General features: G+C 44.7%; 15 protein-coding genes and 1 tRNA gene. 8 read left to right on the forward strand and 8 right to left on the reverse strand.

The features are described from left to right. Positions 1-24: 24 nt before the first annotated feature. The 6 genes from AAB400_01125 to AAB400_01150 all read left to right on the forward strand — a co-directional run bounded on the left by AAB400_01125 (position 25) and on the right by AAB400_01150 (position 13,931). Positions 25-5,688, forward strand: coding sequence for a PKD domain-containing protein (locus AAB400_01125; protein MEK7648498.1), 5,664 nt, complete (start codon positions 25-27; stop codon positions 5,686-5,688). Positions 5,689-5,772: 84 nt separating this feature from the next. Next, on the forward strand, positions 5,773-6,969 hold the full coding sequence (nusA, locus tag AAB400_01130; protein MEK7648499.1) for a transcription termination factor NusA: 1,197 nt from the start codon (positions 5,773-5,775) through the stop codon (positions 6,967-6,969). 16 nt (positions 6,970-6,985) lie between these two features. Then, positions 6,986-8,974 (forward strand): sodium-translocating pyrophosphatase, encoded by a 1,989-nt coding sequence (locus AAB400_01135; protein ID MEK7648500.1) that lies wholly within the window; start codon positions 6,986-6,988, stop codon positions 8,972-8,974. 127 nt (positions 8,975-9,101) lie between these two features. Continuing rightward, the gene (locus tag AAB400_01140; protein MEK7648501.1) at positions 9,102-10,328 is read left to right on the forward strand and encodes a S1 RNA-binding domain-containing protein; all 1,227 of its coding nucleotides are present in this window, start codon (positions 9,102-9,104) and stop codon (positions 10,326-10,328) included. Between the two features lie 23 nt (positions 10,329-10,351). Next, positions 10,352-12,193, forward strand: a complete 1,842-nt coding sequence (gene ftsH / locus AAB400_01145) for an ATP-dependent zinc metalloprotease FtsH (GenBank protein ID MEK7648502.1) — start codon at positions 10,352-10,354, stop codon at positions 12,191-12,193. 46 nt (positions 12,194-12,239) lie between these two features. After that, on the forward strand, positions 12,240-13,931 hold the full coding sequence (locus AAB400_01150; GenBank protein MEK7648503.1) for a GspE/PulE family protein: 1,692 nt from the start codon (positions 12,240-12,242) through the stop codon (positions 13,929-13,931). Between the two features lie 67 nt (positions 13,932-13,998). On the opposite strand, the gene AAB400_01155 is transcribed toward AAB400_01150, so the two are convergent. Next, entirely contained in the window at positions 13,999-14,499 is a 501-nt protein-coding gene (locus tag AAB400_01155; GenBank protein ID MEK7648504.1) for an isoprenylcysteine carboxylmethyltransferase family protein, read from the reverse strand. Positions 14,500-14,692: 193 nt separating this feature from the next. Here AAB400_01155 and AAB400_01160 point away from each other — a divergent pair, with 193 nt between their 5' ends. Continuing rightward, positions 14,693-16,894 carry a hypothetical protein gene (locus AAB400_01160; GenBank protein MEK7648505.1) on the forward strand — a complete coding sequence of 734 codons (2,202 nt, stop codon included), beginning with the start codon at positions 14,693-14,695 and terminating at the stop codon, positions 16,892-16,894. 339 nt (positions 16,895-17,233) lie between these two features. Here AAB400_01160 and AAB400_01165 read toward each other — a convergent pair. The 6 genes from AAB400_01165 to AAB400_01190 all read right to left on the reverse strand — a co-directional run bounded on the left by AAB400_01165 (position 17,234) and on the right by AAB400_01190 (position 21,077). After that, positions 17,234-17,318, reverse strand: a tRNA-Leu gene (locus AAB400_01165). 7 nt (positions 17,319-17,325) lie between these two features. Beyond that, positions 17,326-17,808, reverse strand: coding sequence for an HNH endonuclease signature motif containing protein (locus AAB400_01170; protein ID MEK7648506.1), 483 nt, complete (start codon positions 17,806-17,808; stop codon positions 17,326-17,328). A 69-nt stretch (positions 17,809-17,877) separates the two neighbouring features. Further along, positions 17,878-18,870: a transketolase C-terminal domain-containing protein gene (locus AAB400_01175; GenBank protein MEK7648507.1), complete on the reverse strand. Its 993-nt coding sequence runs from the start codon at positions 18,868-18,870 to the stop codon at positions 17,878-17,880. Between the two features lie 5 nt (positions 18,871-18,875). Beyond that, positions 18,876-19,661 carry a transketolase gene (locus tag AAB400_01180; protein MEK7648508.1) on the reverse strand — a complete coding sequence of 262 codons (786 nt, stop codon included), beginning with the start codon at positions 19,659-19,661 and terminating at the stop codon, positions 18,876-18,878. Between the two features lie 73 nt (positions 19,662-19,734). Beyond that, entirely contained in the window at positions 19,735-20,442 is a 708-nt protein-coding gene (locus tag AAB400_01185; protein MEK7648509.1) for a glycosyltransferase, read from the reverse strand. Next, positions 20,439-21,077, reverse strand: a complete 639-nt coding sequence (locus AAB400_01190; GenBank protein MEK7648510.1) for a hypothetical protein — start codon at positions 21,075-21,077, stop codon at positions 20,439-20,441. Before AAB400_01190 ends, AAB400_01185 begins: the two co-directional genes overlap by 4 nt. An 81-nt stretch (positions 21,078-21,158) precedes the next feature. Here AAB400_01190 and AAB400_01195 point away from each other — a divergent pair, with 81 nt between their 5' ends. Next, positions 21,159-21,881 (forward strand): hypothetical protein, encoded by a 723-nt coding sequence (locus AAB400_01195; protein MEK7648511.1) that lies wholly within the window; start codon positions 21,159-21,161, stop codon positions 21,879-21,881. Between the two features lie 19 nt (positions 21,882-21,900). Here AAB400_01195 and AAB400_01200 read toward each other — a convergent pair whose 3' ends face one another. Beyond that, positions 21,901-22,338, reverse strand: coding sequence for a hypothetical protein (locus tag AAB400_01200; protein ID MEK7648512.1), 438 nt, complete (start codon positions 22,336-22,338; stop codon positions 21,901-21,903). Between the last annotated feature and the right edge of the window lie 74 nt (positions 22,339-22,412).

The following is a 22,412-nucleotide window of genomic DNA, read 5'->3' on the forward strand; positions in this document are numbered from 1 at the left end:
GAATGTTGTTGTATACTACTATGTATGAGAATGCTTAAGATAGCAGGATTTTTTCTCGTCCTTGGAAGCCTTGCGCTTGCGGGTCGTTTTGCGTCTGCTGCTGAACTGATAAATGTCACCTATACTCTCCAGCCTTCTACGGCAAGTATTCCATCAGACCACACCATTACGTTCAAAACGCCATCCACGATTTCAAACGGCACACTTACGCTCTATTTGCGGAATGTTGTTGCGGCAACAGGTATGGACGCACTTGTCGTAGGAGATATTGATCTTTCACATGGCGCAACACTTGCAAGCCAAACTGACTATACACTCGCTGCCGCCGCTGGAAACAACCAATGGGGAGTTGCTATCAACACAACAACAAAAACCATCCAATTTACCTACCCGACAGGCGGGGCTACACAGATTGCCGCACAAGAGTATGTCATGGTAAAAATCGGAAAAAATGCCACAGGGGGAAACAGCAATAATCAAATGGTAAATAGCTCAAATATCGCCACGCGTACATTTTCGATCGTTGCTCAACCGACAGGTGGCGCAGCAGCACACGTGGGTATTGGGTATGCGCGAGGCGGCGCCCTGTCCTATGCTACTTCATCGTTTCCGCCGAAAAATGTCAGTGCGACAGCGGGGAGTTCATCGCAAGTAAGTATTGCATGGGATGTAGTAACGGGGGCTAGTGGATACAATGTGTACCGCAGCTCATCGACGGATGGTACGTATACACGCATTGGCAGCGATCCAAGCGTATCGAGCGGCACCACGACGGGATATTCGGATACTGCTCTTACAGCATCGACCACATACTTCTATAGAGTTACGGCTATTATCGCAAGTGTTGAGACGGGACAATCTTCCACGTCGTCGGCTACGACCCAAGCAGCCGTAACGGGAGGAACGCCCTCTGTCGGCGGTATTACAGGCGGATCAACAGGCGCGAGCTCTAGTGGAGCAACAAGTAGTGGAACAGGGACTGCATCGAGCACAGGCACAAGCGGAACTGGCACAAGCACGTCTGGCACCACATCGACCGCAACAACAGGCACACAATCAACTCAAACAGCATCCACGGCACCAGCTCCGGCAGCACAGCAGCCAGCAGCATCTCCGCCACCTCCTCCTGCTGAATTATCAGCAACGGCAAGCGGGGAAGTTACAAACTTATCCGTTAAATTTTCTTGCACCGGCTCCGGTGGAGCATCGCCGTATAGCTCTCATGTGTGGTCATTTGGTGATAAATCAACCGGTACGGGTATAGTGGTTACCCATATTTATGCTGCACCGGGAAGCTATACGTCTACCTGTACACTTAAGGATTCTACAGGAAAGTCAGTAAGCGGTTCGGTAACAGTTCAACCGGTGCAGGAATTATCGGTCACCGCGACTGCAAAAACTACAAATCTTTTAGCGTCATTTACATGTAGCGCATCAGGCGGCACAACGTCTTACGTTTCGTATGCATGGGATTTTGGCGATGGCGCAACAGGTACAGAATCAAGCACAACTCATAATTATAAATCTGCCGGCAGCTACTCAGCTCTGTGTACAGTGAAAGATTCGGTTGGTAAAACTGCAAGTGGATCGGTGCCGGTGCAGGCGAGCGAGCTGCTAAGCGCAAGTGCAACGGCAAGTGGCATTGAACTTGATGCGTCATTCATCTGCACAGCCGGTGGAGGCAATCCCCCCTACGCATTCGTATGGGATTTTGGCGATGGAGCAACCGGTAAAGATGCAACCGTAAAGCACACATATACAAAAGCTGGTCTTTACAGTGCTCTATGTACCGTGGCAGACGCCAAAGCGAACAAAACAACTGCGTCAGCTAAAGTGGGTATTGTTGAACCGCTTTCATTTCTTGATGCAGGCATTAAATTAAGCGGCGACGCAGGTACTCCACTTGTAAGAGCGATTGCCGATTACCCTGTTGAGGGGAAGGGATTGGATATTTATGGCAGTTGTACATCCAAAGGTGGTGTTGCTCCCTATTCGTATCTGTGGAATTTTGGAGACACGAGCTCTTCTACTGTCAATAATCCAATCCATACCTATCGTGATGAAGGAAAGCTCTACACAAAAGAAGCATCCTGTACTATTTCTGATGCGCGAGGGAAATCTATCACAAGTCCGATCTTTACCATTACGCTTAAAGAATTATTGCGAGTGAAAGCGGCTGTCATTCCACCTAAAGACCGCACAACAATCACCACCGACCTGCCGGCAAGCCTCTCCTGTGCTGCAAGCGGCGGCGTTACGCCTTATACATATAGCTGGAAGGCAGTGCAACTTGATGAAACCGGTAGACAGATTAAGGAATTATCAGGCATGGCTTCAAGCGCGTCGCAAGAGTATCTCTTCAGCGAAGCCGGAACATATAGTATTACATGCACTGTCCAAGATAAGGATAAACGGCAGAGTTCTAATACGGCCACTATTGGGGTCGCTAAAGTAGAGCTTGCACAGGAATTGAAACAATCCGTAGAAGAGGTGAAAAAAGAAATTGATACGGCGGTTAATACTGCCGCAGCAAAAGCCATTGATGAGATTAAAGCAGCGGCACCGCCGCCGGCACCGCCTGTTAAGTCGGGAAACCAAATTTCCGAAACAGTAACTCCTGTGAGCGGAGGCACTAGTGGAGGATCAAGTGCAGTAGCTGGAAGCGCTCAAGGCCCGCAGCCTGCAGCGCCTGCCGCCTACCAAGCCCAATCCTCACTTTTTGTTGGAACTTCAAGTGGCTCCACACCGGAAATAGCACCTATAGTACCCGCTCCTCCGGCCGGCGCTTCAGAGGCTGCTCCGAATGTTTCTCAAAATTCAGTAAGATTGACCATTTCCACGTCTGCTCCCGTGACGGGGTCTCTCTGTCAGCAAGTAGCAATAAAAAATGCAGAACATGCTCCGGAAATGTTTGTGTGGTTCTGTCCGAGTGCTGATCGGCAGACACAGAGTCAGCCACTTGGTTTGTTTGACCACATAAAGCTTGCGGCCCGCGATGCATGGTATGGCCTCAAGAGGCTTGCTCTTGGAACCGACCAGTCAAAAGTGAGCCTTACCTCAACTAAAAAGAAATCACTTTCTCAAGTGCAGGCAATTTCTTTGGACATCGATCAAGGGCTTATGGGTACACTTAGTTCATCATTGGAAAAACAGCTCGCAGCAGAATCGAAAAAATTGTTAGCTGCAAAAGTAAAACGCGCAACCCCTCAACAGCTTGTAAAATTATCTGCCGCAATCAAGCTCGTTGTTCAATCAGGATTGCAAAAAATAGAACTCTATTCCTTTGATGGTGCTCGGTTGGGGGATGTGACTGGAGCAACGGATTTCAGTAGCGTCTTGGTTGTCAAAAAAAGTTTGGGCGGACGCATTATTGAAATCATAGCTCCCCAACAGATAGCGCCCGGTGCAGTTGCGGAAACAATCAGTAAGAGCGATATATTTTTTGCAAGCAATCTTCGAGAACGGAGCAATGAGCAAATAACAACCATTCAAAAAGAATTCAATAAACTTGCCCAAAAAGCATATGCTGAAGGATTGATTGCATTGCGTAAGCGGTACGCTAAAGAAATTGCTCTTTCCTCGGATGTTGATGATGCGTTGCAAAAGACCATCATTCAGCGCCTCAAAGATCCGAGTGTTCAAAAGCAGCTCATTGATCTTGCGCGAAGCACCGTAGTGCAACAAGTGGTGACAGGCGCAGCGGCAGAAGCTGTGCAAGACGAGGAACCGGTTGTTCCCGGCCAACAACCCACCCTCTCTCAACTTCTCCATACCCCTGATAGTATTACCATTGCGCCGCTTAATCAGGGTCAGGCAGAGAAGCTTCTTAAGCAAGAACTTGTTGTTCCCGGTTTTCCCGGAGCAAAACCGCTACCGAATCAAATTAAAGAAGTGAGCGTTCTGGATGAGAATAGTAACGGTCTTATCAAACTACCTTCACCCATGAAGCTGACCATGTGCTGGGATGATACCATTCTGAATGCGATGAATATTTCTATTGATCCGATGAATCCCTCGAGAAGTATGTGTATTGCCCACTTTGACCCCTTAACAGGAACGGGAACATGTGAGAAGGCCGTCTTTGATATGGCAGCAAAATGTGCGACAACAGAAGTAGACAGCGTTTCAATTTTTGCACTTTTCGGTAAAAGCGGTACTGCAAAACAGGAAGAATCTCTCGATCAAAAACCGCAAGTGGATATCACTGTCATGCCGTCTGTCCGCTTGCGTCTCGTAGAGTCTCTTATTGATAGCGACGATTTGGGTATTCACCAGCAAGAAGAAGCGGTAAACCCTTCTGAGCTGGCGGGCAATATTTATATTGCACCATCAACACAGTTATCGCTCTGTATTTCACCTAATGCGTTTCTGAAAAAAGTAAAAGGAATCAATGTTTCCATCGGGTCAAAAACATATCCACTGGCGTATGAACAATCGCGTTTGTGTTTTTCAGGAAAACTGACCGTGCCGAGCGATCAGGGTGCAAAAAAAGTACAGATGCGAATTGTATATATCGATGATCAAGTGCAGATCATTACACTTAATACTGTTGTTACAAATAAACTTCAAGCAATTATCCTTAATCAAATAGCATTGCCCGTGAGCGAAGTTTCAAAAATCATTGCAGCAGTAAATGAACAAGTCAAAGAAACGGTTGAAGTGGCGCAGTCGGCGCTTCAAACGACAGCTGTAGCCGCCGCTCCGGTTGTTGCCGTAGCAAATCCGGCTGTTTTGACAAACACAGTCAATTGGTACCACTATCTTAATCACCTCTTTTCATGGCTATTTTCAATACTCGGTTTCCGTAAGCGCCGAAAGCCATGGGGAGTGGTGTATGATGCCGCAGCAAAAGAACCGATTGACCTTGCAGTCGTCCGCCTGTTCGATAAAAAAACCAATAAACTTGTGGAAACGCAAGTCACGGATAAGCATGGGCGTTTTAGTTTTCTTACAACACCGGGCACGTATTCGCTTTCCATTGCAAAACCGCCCTATACATTTCCATCAACCATTGTTACCAAAACGGTTGATGGCGAATATGCAAATATCTATCGCCAACAGGATATTACCATCTCCAACCCCGACCAAGTGATGAGTATGAGTATTCCGCTCGATCCGCCAAGCCGCGAACGAGTCAAGGGGCTAACACCCGTTCAACAAGTCAATCAGTTTTTGAAACAGCATTCGTCCGGATCGCTTATTGTTGGACTTGTGATAAGCGCAGCGCTTGCATTTTACACGCCGGGCGTAGTGAATGGGACGCTTTTTGTACTGAACGGCATCTATGTGTTTTTTCAGCTCACGATTATGGGCCGTACAGAAAAACCATGGGGTATTGTATTTAGTGCAGCAACACTTGAACCGGTACCGCTTGCGGCGATTAGCATTATCGATGCAAAAGAAAATAAAGTATTACGTACGCGACTTACTGATTATTACGGACGTTTCAATTTTCTTACGCCACCCGGCATGTACTCCGTTCTTGTGTCAAAAGATGCCTATCAATTCCCCATTCCCGAATCAATGAATATTCCAAAATACCACCATATCTATCGTGGCGGGACAATGCGAATTAAGAAAGAAAAGGGATATATAAAAATTAATGTTCCTCTTATACCCAAAAGCAGCTCATCTGCATCACCAAAAAAATCACCCCCTTCATCAACGCCGCAATCCGCAGCAGCTTGACGTTACAAAACCACTGTTGTATAATTACAATATTAAGGATGGTTATACTATCCTTTTTTGTTTTATTACTTTTTATTTTTTATTATGAATAACCCAATAGCTTCGGCAATCAAAGAAATCTGTGATAAGAGGGGCTTGCCCCAGGAAGATGTCATTGAAGCGGTAGAGTCCATGCTTGCGTCTGCGTACCGCAAAGATTTTGCAGAACCCCTGCAAAATGTCAAAGTAGAATTCGACATCAAAAACGGCGAATGGAATATCTATGATGTGAAAACGGTCGTTGAAGATCCGACCGAAGAAGAGCTAAATCCCCAGCCAATCGAAAAAGATGAAGCACCCCAGGAACCTGCGGAAGGTGAAGAGCTAAAGCCTCGTTTTAATCCAAAAACAGATATTGGCATTACATCTGCTCGAGAGTCGTTGAAGTCGGATGCCGAGATAGGAGATGAAATCAAAACAAAACTCGAAACATCAGCCGAGTTTGGCCGTATGGCGGCACAAACGGCAAAGCAGGTGCTCATTCAAAAAATTCTAGAATCTGAGAGAAGTAATTTATTTCAAAGTTTTAAAGATAAGGAAGGCACTATTATTATTGGTACGGTGCAGCGAAAAGAGGAGCATAGAGTCCTTGTGGATATGGGGAAGGTTACTGCTATCTTGCCGAATGTGGAGCAAAATCCTCGTGAGCGATATTATCAAGGAGATCGTATTAAGGTGTATGTTGTATCCGTAGAAAAAACCTCAAAAGGTCCTGAAATTATTCTTTCTCGCACCCATCCAGGCATGGTACGGTCGGTGTTTGAATCGGAAATACCGGAGATTAGCAATGGAGCAATTGAAATCAAGGGCATTAGCCGTGAGGCAGGGCAGCGATCAAAGGTGGCTGTGCATTCTCATCAAGAAACTATCGATCCAATCGGCTCATGCATTGGCCAGAGAGGCAGCCGCATTCAGACGATCATCTCGGAACTCGGCGGCGAGAAAGTAGATGTCATTCTCTATGATGAAGACCCTTCGCTCTATATTTCCAACGCGCTTTCACCAGCAAAAGTATCATCCATTACCCTTAATGAAGCAGGAAATGTTGCTCGCGTATTGGTAAAAGATGACCAGCTTTCACTTGCAATTGGCAAGGGCGGACAGAATGTTCGCTTGGCATCGCAGTTGACCGGTTGGAATATTGAAGTGAGAGGAGAGACGGATCGGGGAGAAGTTATTGAGTCAGAAGAGAGCGCACCTCAGGCAGAAGAGCAAATACCGGAAGAATCCAACAAAGAATAATTCATAAAAATTACATATGCAACAAGCATTATATTTTTCAATTGGCATGGGTGTCCTTGCCATTGTTTATGGAGCATTTCTCATTTCATGGGTGTTAAAACGTCCGGCAGGAGATGAAAAAATGCAATCAATTGCTCGCGCCATTCAGCAGGGCGCTTCAGCTTATTTAAATCGGCAATACCGTACTATTGCCATTGTAGCATGTATTGTTGGCCTTTTGTTATGGTTTACACTTGGCTCTACGCTTGCTATTGGTTTTTTGGTTGGGGCGTTGTTGTCTGGTGCCGCAGGATATATCGGCATGACTATTTCTGTACAGGCGAATGTCCGCACGGCAGAAGCTGCCAAAAAAGGTTTGGCTGCAGCACTTGATGTAGCTGTCAAAGGGGGCATGGTAACAGGAATGCTTGTTGCAGGCTTGGGACTTATTGGTGTTGCGGCATTCTATGCTGTAACAAAAGATATTAGTGCGCTTATCGGGCTTGGTTTTGGTGGCAGTCTTATCTCGGTCTTCGCTCGCTTAGGCGGAGGTATTTTTACCAAGGCCGCTGATGTGGGAGCTGATCTTGTCGGTAAAGTAGAAGCCGGCATTCCAGAAGACGATCCACGAAACCCGGCAGTGATTGCTGATAACGTCGGTGATAACGTCGGCGACTGCGCGGGTATGGCAGCTGATTTGTTTGAAACCTATGCCGTGACTGCTGTTGCGACTATGCTATTAGGCTCGTATATTTTTTATCGGTTTGATAACGCAATTGTATTTCCGCTTGTTATTGGCGGTATAGCAATTATTGCTTCGTTCGTCGGCAGTTTTTTTATCAAACTTGGATCGTCAAAGAATATTATGGGAGCCCTCTACAAGGGCTTGATTGTGACCGGATTACTCGCAGCAGTGCTGCTGTATCCCGTAACACTCAAACTTCTTGAAGGGAATGGCATTTATTCACCGCTGAATATTTATTTCTGCGCACTGATTGGACTTGTTGTTACCGGGCTTTTTGTCGCGATCACCGAATATTATACATCACAAAGCTTTGCCCCGGTCAAACTGATTGCACAAAGCTCTCAAGCAGGGCATGCAACAAATATTATTGCCGGACTTGCAGTTTCCATGAAAGCGACTGCTGCACCGGTTATTGTGATATGTGTAGCAATCTATGCGGCATTTACACTTGGAGGGCTTTACGGTATTGCTATTGCGGCAATGGCGATGCTTTCCATGGCAGGTATTATTGTAGCAATTGATTCGTATGGTCCAATCACCGATAATGCAGGCGGTATTGCCGAAATGGCCGGCTTACCAAAAGAGGTGCGTGAAGTTACCGATCCGCTTGATGCTGTAGGCAATACAACGAAGGCGGTTACTAAGGGGTATGCGATCGGATCAGCTGCTCTGGCAGCACTTGTGCTTTTTGCTGATTATACGCATAGTCTTGGCGGGGCTACACAATTCTTGATTGACGATCATAGGGTGCTTATCGGTTTATTTATCGGAGGTTTGCTGCCCTATTATTTTGCAGCGCTTTCAATGGAAGCAGTAGGTGCTGCAGCTCAAAAAGTAGTGGAAGAGGTGCGCCGGCAATTCCGCACGATCAAAGGAATTATGGAAGGCACTGCTTTGCCGGACTACAGCCGCGCCGTAGATATCGTCACAAAAACGGCATTACAGAAAATGATCGCACCCGCACTTATTCCCATACTCGCACCATTGGCTGTATGGTTTCTTATTGGCGCCGAGGGGCTTGGAGGCATGCTGGTGGGCTCAATCGTAACAGGAGTATTTGTTGCTCTTTCTATGACATCGGGTGGGGGTGCATGGGACAATGCAAAAAAATATATTGAAGATGGCGCCTATGGCGGCAAAGGTTCCTTTGCTCATCAGGCAGCTGTTACCGGCGATACTGTTGGTGACCCCTATAAGGACACGGCTGGCCCGGCAATTAACCCAATGATTAAGATACTTAATATTGTCGCCTTGCTTATTGTCATGTTTACGACGAAATAGGCTTGACTTTGAGATTGGATTAGTATATCGTAAGAGGAACTAACTTTTACTCGTTTTTTTCTTCTCTTTAACGAAGAAAAGAACTGCATGCGAAGAGTTCGCAGGCAGTTAATTTCATTCATAATATATGGATATTCAACTTCCAGTACGGGACGTACAGGTTCAAACAGCAACTACAGCAACTAAAGAAGCAGGTGGTTTTAAAGAGCTTCTCGAGACTCATAGTGCAAAACTCCCCAAAGAAGGCGATCTTGTCACAGGTACTGTTTTAAGTGTTGCCAAAAATGAGGTACTTGTAGATTTACAGGGCGTTGCAACGGGTGTTGCACGCGGATTTGAACTTGTTGATGAATCGGGTGAGTATTCTTCACTCAGATCCGGTGACGAAGTATCGGCAACAGTCATTGATCTTGAAAATGAAAAGGGGTTAATTGAATTATCATTTCGTTCAGCAGGACATAAGAAGGCATGGGATAAGCTTCGCGTGCTCATGGATGCTGGTACGATTACTCAAGTAAAAATTATTGAAGCAAATAAAGGAGGATTGCTCGTTGCATGCGGCAATGTATCAGGATTCATGCCTGTTTCGCAGCTTTCTCCAGAACATTATCCCCGCATACAGGGTGGCGATAAAAATAAAATTCTTGATCGGCTTAAATCATATATCGGAGAGTTATTTGATGCAAAAATTATAGATGTAGGCGAAGAAGAAGATAAGCTCATTGTTTCAGAAAAAGCAGCATGGGAAGAACAGCAGAAAGATTTATTGGGAAGTTATAATGTTGGCGATGTTATCGAAGGAACAGTGTCGGTTATCACAGAATTCGGCGCATTTGTGCAATTCGGTCAGGGACTGGAGGGGTTGATCCATATCTCAGAGCTTGCATGGCAGCGCATTGATGACCCGAGAGATATTGTGCACTCGGGACAAAAGATCAAAGCGCAGATTATTAAAATTGAACGATCAAAGATTTTTCTTTCCATGAAGCGCCTTATCGAAGATCCTTGGATGCGCGTAAAAGATCGCTATGCAATCGGCCAGAAAGTAATGGGTAAAGTTCTTAAAGTAAATCCATTCGGTTTATTTGTCGAGCTTGATCCGCAAATTCATGGACTCGCACATTCATCTGAACTCTCTGCAAAAGGCCCCGTTGACCCAATGAGTATTGCAAAGCCTGGTGATAATATAGAATTTACTATTATTTCAATCGATCCTCAGGAGCACCGCCTTGGGTTAAGTCTTAAGCCTGTACAGGAGAAGGTTGCCAAAAAAGAAGCATCCGAAATCGAACAAGCTGATCCCCAACCATCAGAGGCGGCACAGGAAGATGCTACAAGTGCTCCCGCTGAATAATTTGGTAAAAAGGATTACGAGTTATGAAGGGAATTGTAAAAAATATTGTTGTATTTCTTCTTGCTATCTTTGTAGTAGGGAGTTTTTTGAGCTTGTACTCATCGCGCTCGATCAAAAAAGAAGAAAAAATCGGTATCGAAACGATGGTTCGGCAAATTCAACAAGAAGAGATAAAAGAAATTATCATTGAAGGCGACACAATCCATATCACCCTCAATAAGGATGCCAAGCGGGAAATTCTCCACAAAGAGCCGAGCGAATCACTTAGCACGCTTCTCAAAAATTATAATGTCGATACCGAGAAGTTAAAAAAAGTAACAGTCGAAGTGAAGGATCAGGCAAGTCTCTTTTGGTTCAATGCATTTGTTACATTTGTGCTCCCATTTGCAATACTCGCATTTTTCATCTATATAATGGTGCGCCAAGTGCAGGGCGCAAATAATCGCGCGATGACGTTTGGATCGAGTAGGGCGCGGCGGTTTGACACGAAAAACCAAAAAAATACCATCACATTCAAGGACTTTGCCGGCGCGAAAGAATCAAAAGAAGAGCTGCAGGAAATCATTGAATTTCTGAAGGATCCAAAAAAGTTCACAGATCTTGGTGCGCGAATTCCAAAAGGGGTTATGCTTGTGGGTGCGCCGGGAACCGGCAAAACATTGCTTGCAAAAGCAGTTGCCGGTGAAGCTGAAGCCCCCTTCTTTCATGTTTCCGGCTCTGAATTTATAGAAATGTTCGTTGGTGTGGGTGCAAGCCGCGTGAGAGACTTGTTTGCTCAGGCAAAAAAAGCTGCGCCAAGTATTATTTTCATCGATGAAATAGATGCCGTCGGCCGACAACGCGGTTCCGGCTTGGGAGGGTCTCATGATGAACGCGAGCAGACACTCAATCAAATTCTTGTAGAGCTAGATGGATTTGAGCCGAACGCAAATGTTATCGTGATTGCGGCAACAAACAGGCCGGACGTTCTCGATCCTGCATTGCTACGCCCCGGACGCTTTGATAGGCGTGTGGTTATTGACTTGCCTAATATTAGCGAGCGCGAGGAAATATTAGTAGTGCACGCGAGCAATAAGCCTTTGGCGGAAGGTGTTTCACTTCGCAGGGTCGCTGAGCGAACACCGGGATTTTCCGGAGCAGATCTGTCGAATCTTCTGAATGAAGCAGCCATTCTCGTAGCGCGCCAAAACAGGAAGGAATTAACGCTTGAGGATATTCTTATCAGTATTGAAAAGGTACTTCTGGGTCCCGAGCGCAAAAGCCATATGATGTCTGAAAAGGAAAAAAAGATTACCGCCTATCATGAGGCGGGGCATGCGCTTGTTTCCCATACATTGCCAAGTGCGCCGCCAGTACAAAAGGTATCGATTATTTCTCGCGGGCAAGCGGCCGGTTATACGCTTAATATGCCTACTGAAGACAAGCACTTTAAGACAAAAACAGAATTTACCAGCGAATTGGCAGTACTTCTTGGCGGATACATGGCAGAGCATATCTTCTTTGGCGACGTAACTACGGGAGCAAGTAGTGATTTGAAGAAAGCAACTCGATTGGCACGAAAGCTTGTGACGGAATATGGCATGAGTGAGCAGCTGGGACAGCGCACATTTGGCGAACGGGATGACCTTATTTTCCTTGGCAAGGAACTTACAGAGCACAGGGATTATAGCGATAAAACAGCAGAGCTTATTGACCAAGAAATATCGAGATTTATTGAAGCCGCCAGAAAACAAGCCGAAGATATAATTAGCTCCTCTAGAGAAAAAATGGAAAATATAGTAGTATTACTATTAGAAAAGGAGACTCTTGAACGAGAGGAATTTGAGCAAGCTGTCGGATCTGATAAAGCGCCGATAGTAGAATAACGTATTTAAACAAGCCACTCCTTTACCGGGGTGGTTTTTGTTCAGTATGACAGACGATTCACACAAGAACGATCTTACGATTACATCAAAAAAATCTGGTGAGTCTTTCACGCAGAAAATGGGAGAAATAGCGCTCAAGGAGAAAGAACGCCAAGTACAGATGCAGGCATTCGCACTTGGCGTGCCATATATTAATTTATATGGCAAGCCCGTGCCGCCAAGCAGCATGGAATTAATCTCAGAAGAAGACGCAAAAAAGTTTTTTCTGGTATGTTTTTTGGAATCTGCAGATGGTGTAAAACTTGCAACAATCGACCCTGCCGCAGAAGGCCTTAAGGAGTTTATTCAGACATTCAGCGAAGTGCAGCATCGTAAGGTCGAACTTTTTCTTATGTCGCAGGCAAGTTTTGATTCTGTTATGAAGCTCTATGCGCAGATTCCTAAAATCAAACCCCATGTTGCCGGTGTGCAGATTACCCAGGAAGACCTCAGTAAATACGCCGGAGATGAATATTCGGATATTCGCAAGCTTAACGATCTTCTTGCAAAAGCAAGCATGTCGGAAATTATAACAATTGTTGTAGCTGTAGCATTTCATACCAAATCATCAGACATCCATATTGAAGCAGAAGAAAAAGACGTCAAAGCGCGATTGCGCATTGATGGTATTCTGCACGATATCGCACTTCTTCCCCATGGTGTATGGGCCAAGCTTATTGCGCGAGTGAAGCTGCTTTCAGGCTTAAAGATTAATGTTAGTGATAGGCCTCAAGATGGGCGATTTACCATTTTTTTGAAGGATGACAAGGTTGATGTTCGTGTTTCAACGCTTCCTACGAGTTATGGCGAAAGTGTTGTCATGCGCTTACTTCGATCATCTTCCGCAGGCCTTGGTTTTGAACAGCTTGGCCTATCCGAATATGCGCATAAGCAGCTCAAAAAAGAAATCGATAAGCCGAACGGTATGGTTATTACGACCGGCCCCACAGGTTCCGGCAAAACAACAACGCTGTATGCTATTTTGAACTATCTTAATTCGCCGGAATTGAAAATTATTACTCTTGAAGACCCCGTTGAATACAAGCTTGGCGGCATCAGTCAAAGCCAAATTGATACGGAGAAGGGATACACATTTGCTGGCGGCTTGCGGGCTATTTTGCGCCAAGACCCCGACATTGTCATGGTTGGCGAAATTCGTGATTTGGAAACTGCAGAAATAGCCATTAATGCCGCGCTTACGGGACACATGGTGCTTTCAACCATTCATACTAATAGCGCTGCCGGCGCTATACCACGGTTTATAGCCATGGGAGCGAAAGGTTTTCTTCTTGCTCCCGCCCTGAATGCAATGATCGGGCAACGCCTTATCAGAAAGCTCTGCCAGGCATGCAAAATTGAACAACAACCGGACACCGAAACGCTTGATCGAATTAAGCAGCTACTTGGCGCCATTTCGCCAACAAGCGGTATTGTAGCGGATCTTTCGAACGCTAAGTTTTATGCGTCCAAGGGCTGTAATGACTGCCATGGCATTGGGTATAAGGGGCGCTTAGGTATTTACGAAGTATTGCCGATGACAAAAGAAATCGAAGAAATTATTCTTTCGGGTTCAGTCTCAGAATATAAACTTCAAGAGGTAGCGGTTGCAAATGGAATGATCACGATGGTCCAAGATGGATTGCTAAGAGTGTTGGCAGGTACTACTTCTATTGAAGAGGTTTTCTCCGTTGCAGATTAAAAAAATGCGTATATAAAAGAATGCCCTTTTAACAAGGCATTCTTTTATATGGCGCTGGTATGTGGTTTTATTTTTGTGAAATGCGTGGGATAATAAACGGTGTTTTTTGTTTGTATTCGGAATATTCTTTGCCAAAACGTTCTTCAAGTTCTTTTTCTTCACCAAACTTCATGACATACAGAATGAGAGCAAATAGTACAAAGGTTGTAAGCATGAAACCAACAGAGCTGAAAAAAAGTGAAAATCCAAAAAGCCATATACCAATGGCAAGCGCATGAGGGTTGCGCACAAAGTGAAAGGGTCCTGTGACAACCAGTTTCGGTGCAGGATTATCCGAAGAGGGAATATGATGCCCTGCCATGAAAAGACTTCGGAGTGTCCACATAAAGAGCACCGCGCCACTGATAATAATCACTACCGTCAATATTCGGAAGAGGAGTGGTGTGTCCATGTCCCAACCGAAGGCTCGATCAAAATTAAGCCCCGTAGCATAGAGCACGGGAACAAGGAGGATAAAGAGAACCATCTGCAGAGTAAGAGAAAGCGTATCTTTGGTCGTATTGGTCATAGAAGAGTGGTTGCTAATAACTAGCTTTTGTAAGTATACCACTTTTTTGCGGTCATTCCTAGTATTCTTGACAACTTTAATTTGGTATTGAAAACTTCAAATTTTAATATAAAATAGAGGTATTGATATTCACCTATTCCCCGCTGAACTTTTTTAAACAGTGGCATTTCTTTTTTGAAAAAGAGCGATGATTATGAGAGCGATTTATCAAAAAAAAATAAACGATATCGTCACTCCATCAATGGAGGAACATTTCACCGTTGATCATGAGGGTCTTTATGTGATTGAAATAACGGCATCCGCAAAGAGTTGGTGGCAGAATACGTTTGATCTGCGCAAGTTTTTTAAAAAAGACAGTCTGACTATCCGTATTGATGATCAAGAAGTAGCCCCACAAAAGAAAAAATTGCGAGCTGACGATCTTTGGAACGGCAACGTGCTGAAGGGAAATACGCTTACTGTATATGTCGTCATGTACTTTGAAGCGATCGCGCATTCATTATCTTTTACTACCCATAGCAAGCCGCTACTTGATCATATTACCATCTTTTCCCTTGATCAGCAGTTTTTTGAACTTACAACATTGAAGGCAGAGAAGCGAGATCGTACACCCTGGCTTCTTTTTCTTGGGCATACGACAGCGGCATTTTCATCACTTTCAATAGCTGCCAGAGCCGAAAAAGCAAATGATGATGATGACGATCTAAAACTTGTGATTGACGGTACTCTAGAAAAAAACACGGATCGCACGGCGCACAAGGATTGGTATTGGTGCGGAAAGATACTGAAAGGTGCCGAAAAGATTTTTCAAAAGGAGTTTTCTGATCATGCGCTCGTATCGCGCATTGATATTCATGCTGACGGCGCACCGAAGATCACCGCTTTGCGGATTGGTATAAAAAAACAAATGATTATTTACAGCAAAAAAGATGTCCAAAGATATACCTATCGCGGACCAGACGGCACGCACGATTATAATCGTTTCGATAGCGACATTCTTGATGCGGTCAATACATGGAACAAGGAATTCAACGATGCGTATCCCCCTCCCGAATTCCTCCATCCAAACCTTGTGAAAGCGATGGTCTATGTAGAAAGCAAGATGGGGTATTACGAAGCAGCGGACTATCCATCATATCCCGACGTGATGCAAGTCGCCGACCCAAGAAATCCGGCAATTCACACATTAAATAATGACGGGTGGCTCAGTAAAAAAGGTATTTTAGCGCAAGAGAAAGAGTGGAAGAAGGGAAAGTTCGCAGTTGTCAACTATGGAGGAAAGGCAAACGGCGCTTCGCCAGCAGAAAGTATCCGGTGGGGTATCCGATGGCTCTATCATATTGCTCAAGGCATTACCCATGAAAAGACACGTTTTTGGAGACCATGGAAAGAGGCAATAGCGCGTTACAACGGCGGCGGAGACCCAGCGTACAGTGAAAAGGTATACGACACATATCAGCGAAGTGTTGACCGGCAGAGTACGAAACATCCGATTCAGCTTTTTTTATTTCTTACGTTGTTCCTTCCCCTGGTAGCCATTGCGGCGTTCAGCGCTGGCGCTGTTTTACGACAGCCCGGCGATGCTGCGCTACGAAAGGAGGTCGGCAATCTGCAGGAATCAAACGATATGCGTTCTGTCGATATTGAGAATATCGTCAACGGCATGATAAAAGACATGCTCGTAAGTTACGAGCGGCAAGATCATTATTATTACAGCGATTTTTTTCAGGAACCGTACACCCTCTGCAAAAAATACGAACAAGAATGCTTTTGGGATCTTATTTTTCCTTCTTATCTCACGGATATTATTTCAGCATCGAAGAATATGAAGAATTTTTTGTCAGCGATGAGTCAATTTGATATCGTAACCCCCGCTACCTCCATTCTCGGAGATTTTGATAACGATCGGGTTAATGAATTGATCGTTATGCTTGACGATCCCTTAAACCACGCATATCTTAGAATCATGATCGTTGATCAAGGCGGATCGATGTTGAAGTATAGTGAGCAAAAAATTGATCGACCCTATATCGGCGGCACTCCGCACGCAGTTGATCTGACCGGCGACACAATTCCGGAGATTATTGTGTACGCGACCGGAGGAAGGCAAGATATTCAGGCATATATATTTCAATATGATAGAGACGCGCTTCACTTACTTTACGCATTCGAGCGCAACTATCTTCGGGCAGATGTTATTTTTTCCGATCAGAACGGAAATCATATCCCCGAGATTATTGTACGCGGGGAGCAGTACGGCGATGAATGTATGGCATGCGAACATGCGTATATTGAGGAGGTGTTTGAATATGATCAGCGATCAAAGACGTTTGTTCTTCTTTCTTCAAAGCTCGATAAAAAAGACGAGACAGGATATACTAATCTCAATGAATAAAGAAGAGGAGATATCAAGTACCCATTTTTTAGACAATCAGTACCTTCCGGTCTGCCTTAGCTAATTGGTTACATTTAAAACGTTGTCCGAATATATTTGGGGCGCATTTCAGGGCTGTATGCCGCACACTTACGGTCCAGCCGCGTATCTGTCTTGTGGAACCATATAATCATAGGGCATTTTTTCGCTGATTTTTGGCGCGAGCCAAATGTAAATCAAAAGCGCGATAATGCTTGGAAAAGTAAACCCAAACATCACGACCCGCGACCAGAATCCTTAAATCGAACGATAGCGCGCGGGGAACGCTAGTGATTACGATTTTGAAAAAAAGTTCGTTTGTGGTGCTCGGGGCGGGACTCGAACCCGCAAGCCTTGCGGCGCAACATTTTAAGTGTTGTGAGTTTACCAATTTCTCCACCCGAGCTCATCTATTAATTTGACGTGTATTTTTTACAATTTCTTCCTCTGTGAGTTGGCTTAAGACTGTGGCAATTTGGACACAAAATCCTTAAATTCTCGAACCTGTTATCAATTCTATTTCCATTGATGTGGTCTAATTCTAGAGGAACCCTCCCATCTTTAGAAATATTAGCCCAGCCACATTCTTCGCATTTAGGCACTTTAAGACCCTCTTTAAAGAGGCGTTTTTTTAGTTTAAAGCTCTGATATAGACTACCTTTTACTAAAATTTGTTCAAGTGGTATTTGAGGTCTATTTATTCCATGAAGGCCTTTGCTCCATAACTTCCCAGTAAAATGCTTAATATTAATACCGTATTCACTTATATATTTTTTAACTTGAGAATAGTTACCTCCTGCCTCTCTCAATTCAAGCGCTGTTAGTACTTGACGATAGCTACGAGATCGAATAACTGCATCATAAAGCTGTTCTTTTGTCCATTTCCTTTTCCTCATCTAACAATAATAGCATATGGTAGACGAAATGAAAATAGTGACATTTACGTCAACCATTATCTTTTTATTTTATACCATTTTCTCTCGTCTTAGCACCTTCCTTACTGCCGCTTTGATTGCTTTGACCGACATCCCATATTTCTCAAGCAGTTCATGTGGCTGTCCTGATTCGCCAAATGTGTTTGGCATGCCAATCATTTCTATAGGAATAGGATACTTTTGAGAGAATAGCTCACACGCGGCACTTCCTGCGCCGGCAACCGTTTGATGTTCTTCGACGGTGACGGCACATTGTGTTTTGCGCACGGAAGCCATTAGCGTCTTTTCATCAAGCGGTTTAATGGTGTGGTTATTGATGACTTCGCAATCGATACCTTGCAGAGATAATTCTTGAGCAGCCACAAGTGATTGATACACCAGCGGTCCGCAGGCAATAATACTCACATCCCTTCCTTTGCGAAATAGTTCCGCTTTTCCGATTGTAAAAGGAGTTTTTGTTGTTGTGATAACAGGAGTTTTTTCTCGCGCAAATCGGAAATAGACAGGCCCTTGAAATGCCGCCGCCGCAAGCGTTGCTTTTCGAGTTTCTTCATAATCGCACGGAACAATAACAATCATATTTGGTAGGACGCGCATAATGGCGATGTCTTCTAATGCTTGGTGAGTTGCGCCATCCGGACCCACCGAAATGCCCGAGTGAGCTCCGGCGATTTTAACATTTGCTCTATTGATTGCAACGCTCACGCGCACCTGATCCCAGCTTCTACCAGGCGAAAAGACCGCATAGCTTGAGATAAAGGGGATTTTCCCTGATAAAGCCAATCCAGCCGCAATACCTGTCATATTTTGTTCTGCAACACCACATTCAACAAAACGTTCTGGATAGCGTTTTGCAAACTCCAGCACACGCGTTGATTCTGCCAGATCGCCTGTGAGCACTACCACATTAGGATTTGTTTTCCCAAGCTCAAGAAGAGTATCCCCATAGCCATTGCGCGTTGGAATCTGTTCGACATCTTTAGAGAAAAGATTGGTATTTAATAATAGAGCCTTGTTGACCATATATATTACTCATGTTCACTGATAATCCTTCCGCGCAATGACCGCAGTTCTTTGAGGGCGACCGTCGCCTGTTCTTTGTTTGGCGGTATGCCATGCCAGCGGTAATCCTTTTCCATAAAATCAACACCGCGTCCGGGAATGGTATGCGCGATGATGACTGTCGGTTTTTCTGTAATGCGCTTTGCTTGTTCACATGCATCAACTATTTCTCGAATATTATTGCCATCAATTTCAAGTACATGCCAATTGAATGCTTTGTATTTGTCTGCCAGTGGTTCAAGCGGCATAATATCTTCTGTTACGCCATCTATTTGAATGTTATTTCTGTCGACAATAGCAGTGAAATTGGATAATTTGTTTTTGCCGGCAAACAACACTGCTTCCCATGTTTGGCCTTCATCATGTTCCCCGTCGGAAAATATCCCGTACACTCTATACGCCTTTTTGTCCATGCGTGCTGCAAGTGCCATGCCAACAGCAAGTGACGTCCCCTGTCCCAGGGGGCCACTGGTGCTTTCGACACCGGGAAGTTTGGTGAGTTCAGGATGTCCTTGGAGGGGAGAACCAAGTTTACGCAGTGTTTGTAGTGTTTTGATGGAAAAATAGCCAGCACGCGCCATTGCAGCATAACGTACGGGACAAATGTGTCCGCATGAAAGCACAAGTCGATCGCGCTTGGGCCAATCAGGTTGTTTTGGTCTATGATGAAGGATATGAAAATAGAGCGCAGTGAATACGTCCGCCATCCCTAAAGGTCCTGCAGAGTGTCCCGATCCTGCTTCAAGAAGCATTAAAATAATATCCTGCCGGATCGTATTCGCAATCTTCTCAAGGCGTTTTACTTTTGAATCGTGGATGAGCACATCAACTCAACATGACTTTGAAATAGTTTTTCGCGTATTCCCAATTTGTTTTGACAAGCCCTTCGCGTTCAAAACGCCGTGCGGATGTGGTGACATAGAGCGTTGGATCAAAGTTTACCAGACCAAGCGTTCCCAGATTTTTTGCAATACTTGCATCATCGCCAAAAAACGTAAATGACGTATCGATACCATTTATTTTATTAAATGTCTCACGGAATGCCGCAAAGTTGCCGCCGATAATCACCCCGCCTTTTTTAAATACTTTGCCCATGAGGGAATTAAGCGTTGGAAGCACCAGCCACGTATAGATTTGTTCATAGATATAGAGCGGCTCAGTGATATCCTCGGCAAATTTGTACGTGCCGGCGAGTGCTACGAATGAATCACGGTTCTGATGTAGTTTTTCGTAGATTTTTTCGAGCCACCATTGGGGAGGAATGCAATCCGCATCAAGAAATGCAATCACATCTCCACTTGCATGCTCGAGCCCTGTTTGACGTGCGCGGTTTGTTCCTTTTGTTGGTTCAGCTACGACAATGTCAGCCCCTCCCATGCGGGCAAATTCTTCCGTTCGATCAGTACTCACATTATTGACTACGATAATTTCTACGAATTCGCGAGGAAATGTTTGTTGTTGAAGCGCGGAAAGCGTTTTTTGAATGTACCGTTCTTCATTGAATGCAGGGATAATAACTGAAATTTTTTTCATAGTTTTTCAAATGGAGAGAGTGCCGTATGCCCCGATGCAAGTTGGTTTGCTCCTGCCTTCAAGAGAAGGGAGGCACTTTGGGAGGTGACGCCGCCGTCTATAATAAGAGGGATCTTTGGAGCTAGCTTTCTTACGTGTTTAATCTTGCCTAAGATGCTTTTGCGGAATGGTTGACCGCCATAGCCGGGATGTTCTCCCATGAGAAGTATAGCATCAAGAAGGGGTATAAGCAATGGTAGTATATCGGGTGGTGTTTCCGGATTCAGTGCAATCCCCGCTTTGATGCGAAGTCTTTTTAACTCCATCAGAACCGGTAGTGGATTTGATACGGCTTCATAGTGAAAAAAGATTCTATCCGCGCCAGCGTTTTTCCATTTTTTGAACGATCGTTGGGGATGTGCAATCATCAGATGTGCATCAAAGCCTTTCAGATTCATTTTTTTAATTTCAGACAGAGAACACCATGCCTCATAGGGAATAAATTTTCCATCAAGAACATCAAGCTGAAACCTGTTTGCCGGGTAGTATTTTTGAATTAAAAAAAGCTTATGTAAAAATTCTTTTTTTGAATGCGCCAAAATTGCAGGAATGATTTTTTTTCGTATGTGTGGAGGGAATGGATGGCGAACAAGCATAGTGTATCTCAGTATACCCTGATTTGCAGAAGATAAAAAATTATGCTATAATTATTCAATAATCAAAGTAACTAATACTCTATGCCGAAACCTTCTATTGAACTCAAAGAGCCCGCAGAGCTTCTTACTATTGAGGAAACATGCAGACCCGAGCTTGATAGGATGGGTGTTGCTGAAGTGAAGACACTTCGTTCATTGAAGGACCCTATACAGCGCATTGCTAAGGGCATTGAACAAGACCACGAAAGCGTTGAGGATGCTCTTGACCGGGCGGCAGGGGCTAAGGGTGGCCCAAAGCGGCGTGCGGCGCGCATGGAGCGGGCAATACAAGAGATTGCTAATATTTATAACTCAGATGAATCATTAAGGCTTTTCAGCGATACTATTCGGGAGGTAGAAGCGAAATTGCGTCAGGTTGCGCAACTCCGAATGGAACGGATGCAGAAATTGCAACAATGGATTTCTGAATTATCCGGAAAACAAGAAAAGCTTGGCGTTCAACTTGGTACAACTCGCCAAGAAGCGAGAAGGGGTGATGTTGCGGCTACATTTGAACTCAAGGCAATTGAACAGGAGCTTGCCGGACTTGGAGAAAGCGTTTTGAACCAAATATACCCTGAATTGCAGGCAGAGAGATCAAGCGAGGTTATTTCACAAGAAGAGCTTAAAACTCTAGAGACTCGCGTTGAGGGTATTTTAGCGAGGATTCACTCTCTTCTTGCGCCTCCGGTTGCTCCAAAGCGTGTTACTGGGCCGCTAGGTAAGAAACAGGAACGTTGGGCGGAAGGAGCGTACCGGCAATAAAAAAAGACCTCATGCGAGGTCATGCGAGCTTAATGATTGCTTCTTCCAATAGCTCAAAAAAAGCAAGAAGCTCACGATCGGTCGAATTGCAATGCGATCCGATGATTTTGAGGTAGCGCATCGAAACAATTTGGAGATGTCCCAGTAGGCCCTCTAGTGTAGGAGAGTTCGCTCGACATGTTTGCGGCACGATGGCAACATTGAAGTACTTACGCCGCAATTCTATGGTATCTTTCCACTCAAAAAAGAGTGATGCAAAATCCACGCCCAAGCGTTCGCGATGAAAAACAAAGTGAACGAGATCGGTTGCGTCGCTAGGCGTAAGTAATGATGTTAGTGCCACACCTGAATGCTCTTCAGGTAATTCAATGAATTGAATGTGGATTGTATCGCCGTCTACTTCAAGGCGGAGCTTGCAAAACGATAATGTACAAATATGCGTTGTGAAGGTACTCATGTCTGGCATTACGTATAGAAACCTAGCAGAAAAGAGGGTTTTTGTCAATGAGGTTGATTTCGTCATCTTACCAC

The sequence above is a fragment of the Patescibacteria group bacterium genome (assembly GCA_038065255.1).
Classification (GTDB): Bacteria; Patescibacteriota; Patescibacteriia; order JACQRZ01; family JACQRZ01; genus JBBTRI01.

Bases quoted from the DNA above. Each gene is read 5' to 3' on its own strand.
- AAB400_01195 (MEK7648511.1), top strand. From the start codon at position 21,159: ATGCCGAAACCTTCTATTGAACTCAAAGAGCCCGCAGAGCTTCTTACT.
- AAB400_01200 (MEK7648512.1), bottom strand. From the start codon at position 22,338: ATGAGTACCTTCACAACGCATATTTGTACATTATCGTTTTGCAAGCTC.
- AAB400_01185 (MEK7648509.1), bottom strand. From the start codon at position 20,442: ATGAAAAAAATTTCAGTTATTATCCCTGCATTCAATGAAGAACGGTAC.
- AAB400_01190 (MEK7648510.1), bottom strand. From the start codon at position 21,077: ATGCTTGTTCGCCATCCATTCCCTCCACACATACGAAAAAAAATCATT.
- AAB400_01125 (MEK7648498.1), top strand. From the start codon at position 25: ATGAGAATGCTTAAGATAGCAGGATTTTTTCTCGTCCTTGGAAGCCTT.
- AAB400_01135 (MEK7648500.1), top strand. From the start codon at position 6,986: ATGCAACAAGCATTATATTTTTCAATTGGCATGGGTGTCCTTGCCATT.
- AAB400_01140 (MEK7648501.1), top strand. From the start codon at position 9,102: ATGGATATTCAACTTCCAGTACGGGACGTACAGGTTCAAACAGCAACT.
- AAB400_01175 (MEK7648507.1), bottom strand. From the start codon at position 18,870: ATGGTCAACAAGGCTCTATTATTAAATACCAATCTTTTCTCTAAAGAT.
- AAB400_01170 (MEK7648506.1), bottom strand. From the start codon at position 17,808: ATGAGGAAAAGGAAATGGACAAAAGAACAGCTTTATGATGCAGTTATT.
- AAB400_01160 (MEK7648505.1), top strand. From the start codon at position 14,693: ATGAGAGCGATTTATCAAAAAAAAATAAACGATATCGTCACTCCATCA.
- AAB400_01150 (MEK7648503.1), top strand. From the start codon at position 12,240: ATGACAGACGATTCACACAAGAACGATCTTACGATTACATCAAAAAAA.
- AAB400_01155 (MEK7648504.1), bottom strand. From the start codon at position 14,499: ATGACCAATACGACCAAAGATACGCTTTCTCTTACTCTGCAGATGGTT.
- nusA (MEK7648499.1), top strand. From the start codon at position 5,773: ATGAATAACCCAATAGCTTCGGCAATCAAAGAAATCTGTGATAAGAGG.
- AAB400_01180 (MEK7648508.1), bottom strand. From the start codon at position 19,661: ATGCTTCTTGAAGCAGGATCGGGACACTCTGCAGGACCTTTAGGGATG.
- ftsH (MEK7648502.1), top strand. From the start codon at position 10,352: ATGAAGGGAATTGTAAAAAATATTGTTGTATTTCTTCTTGCTATCTTT.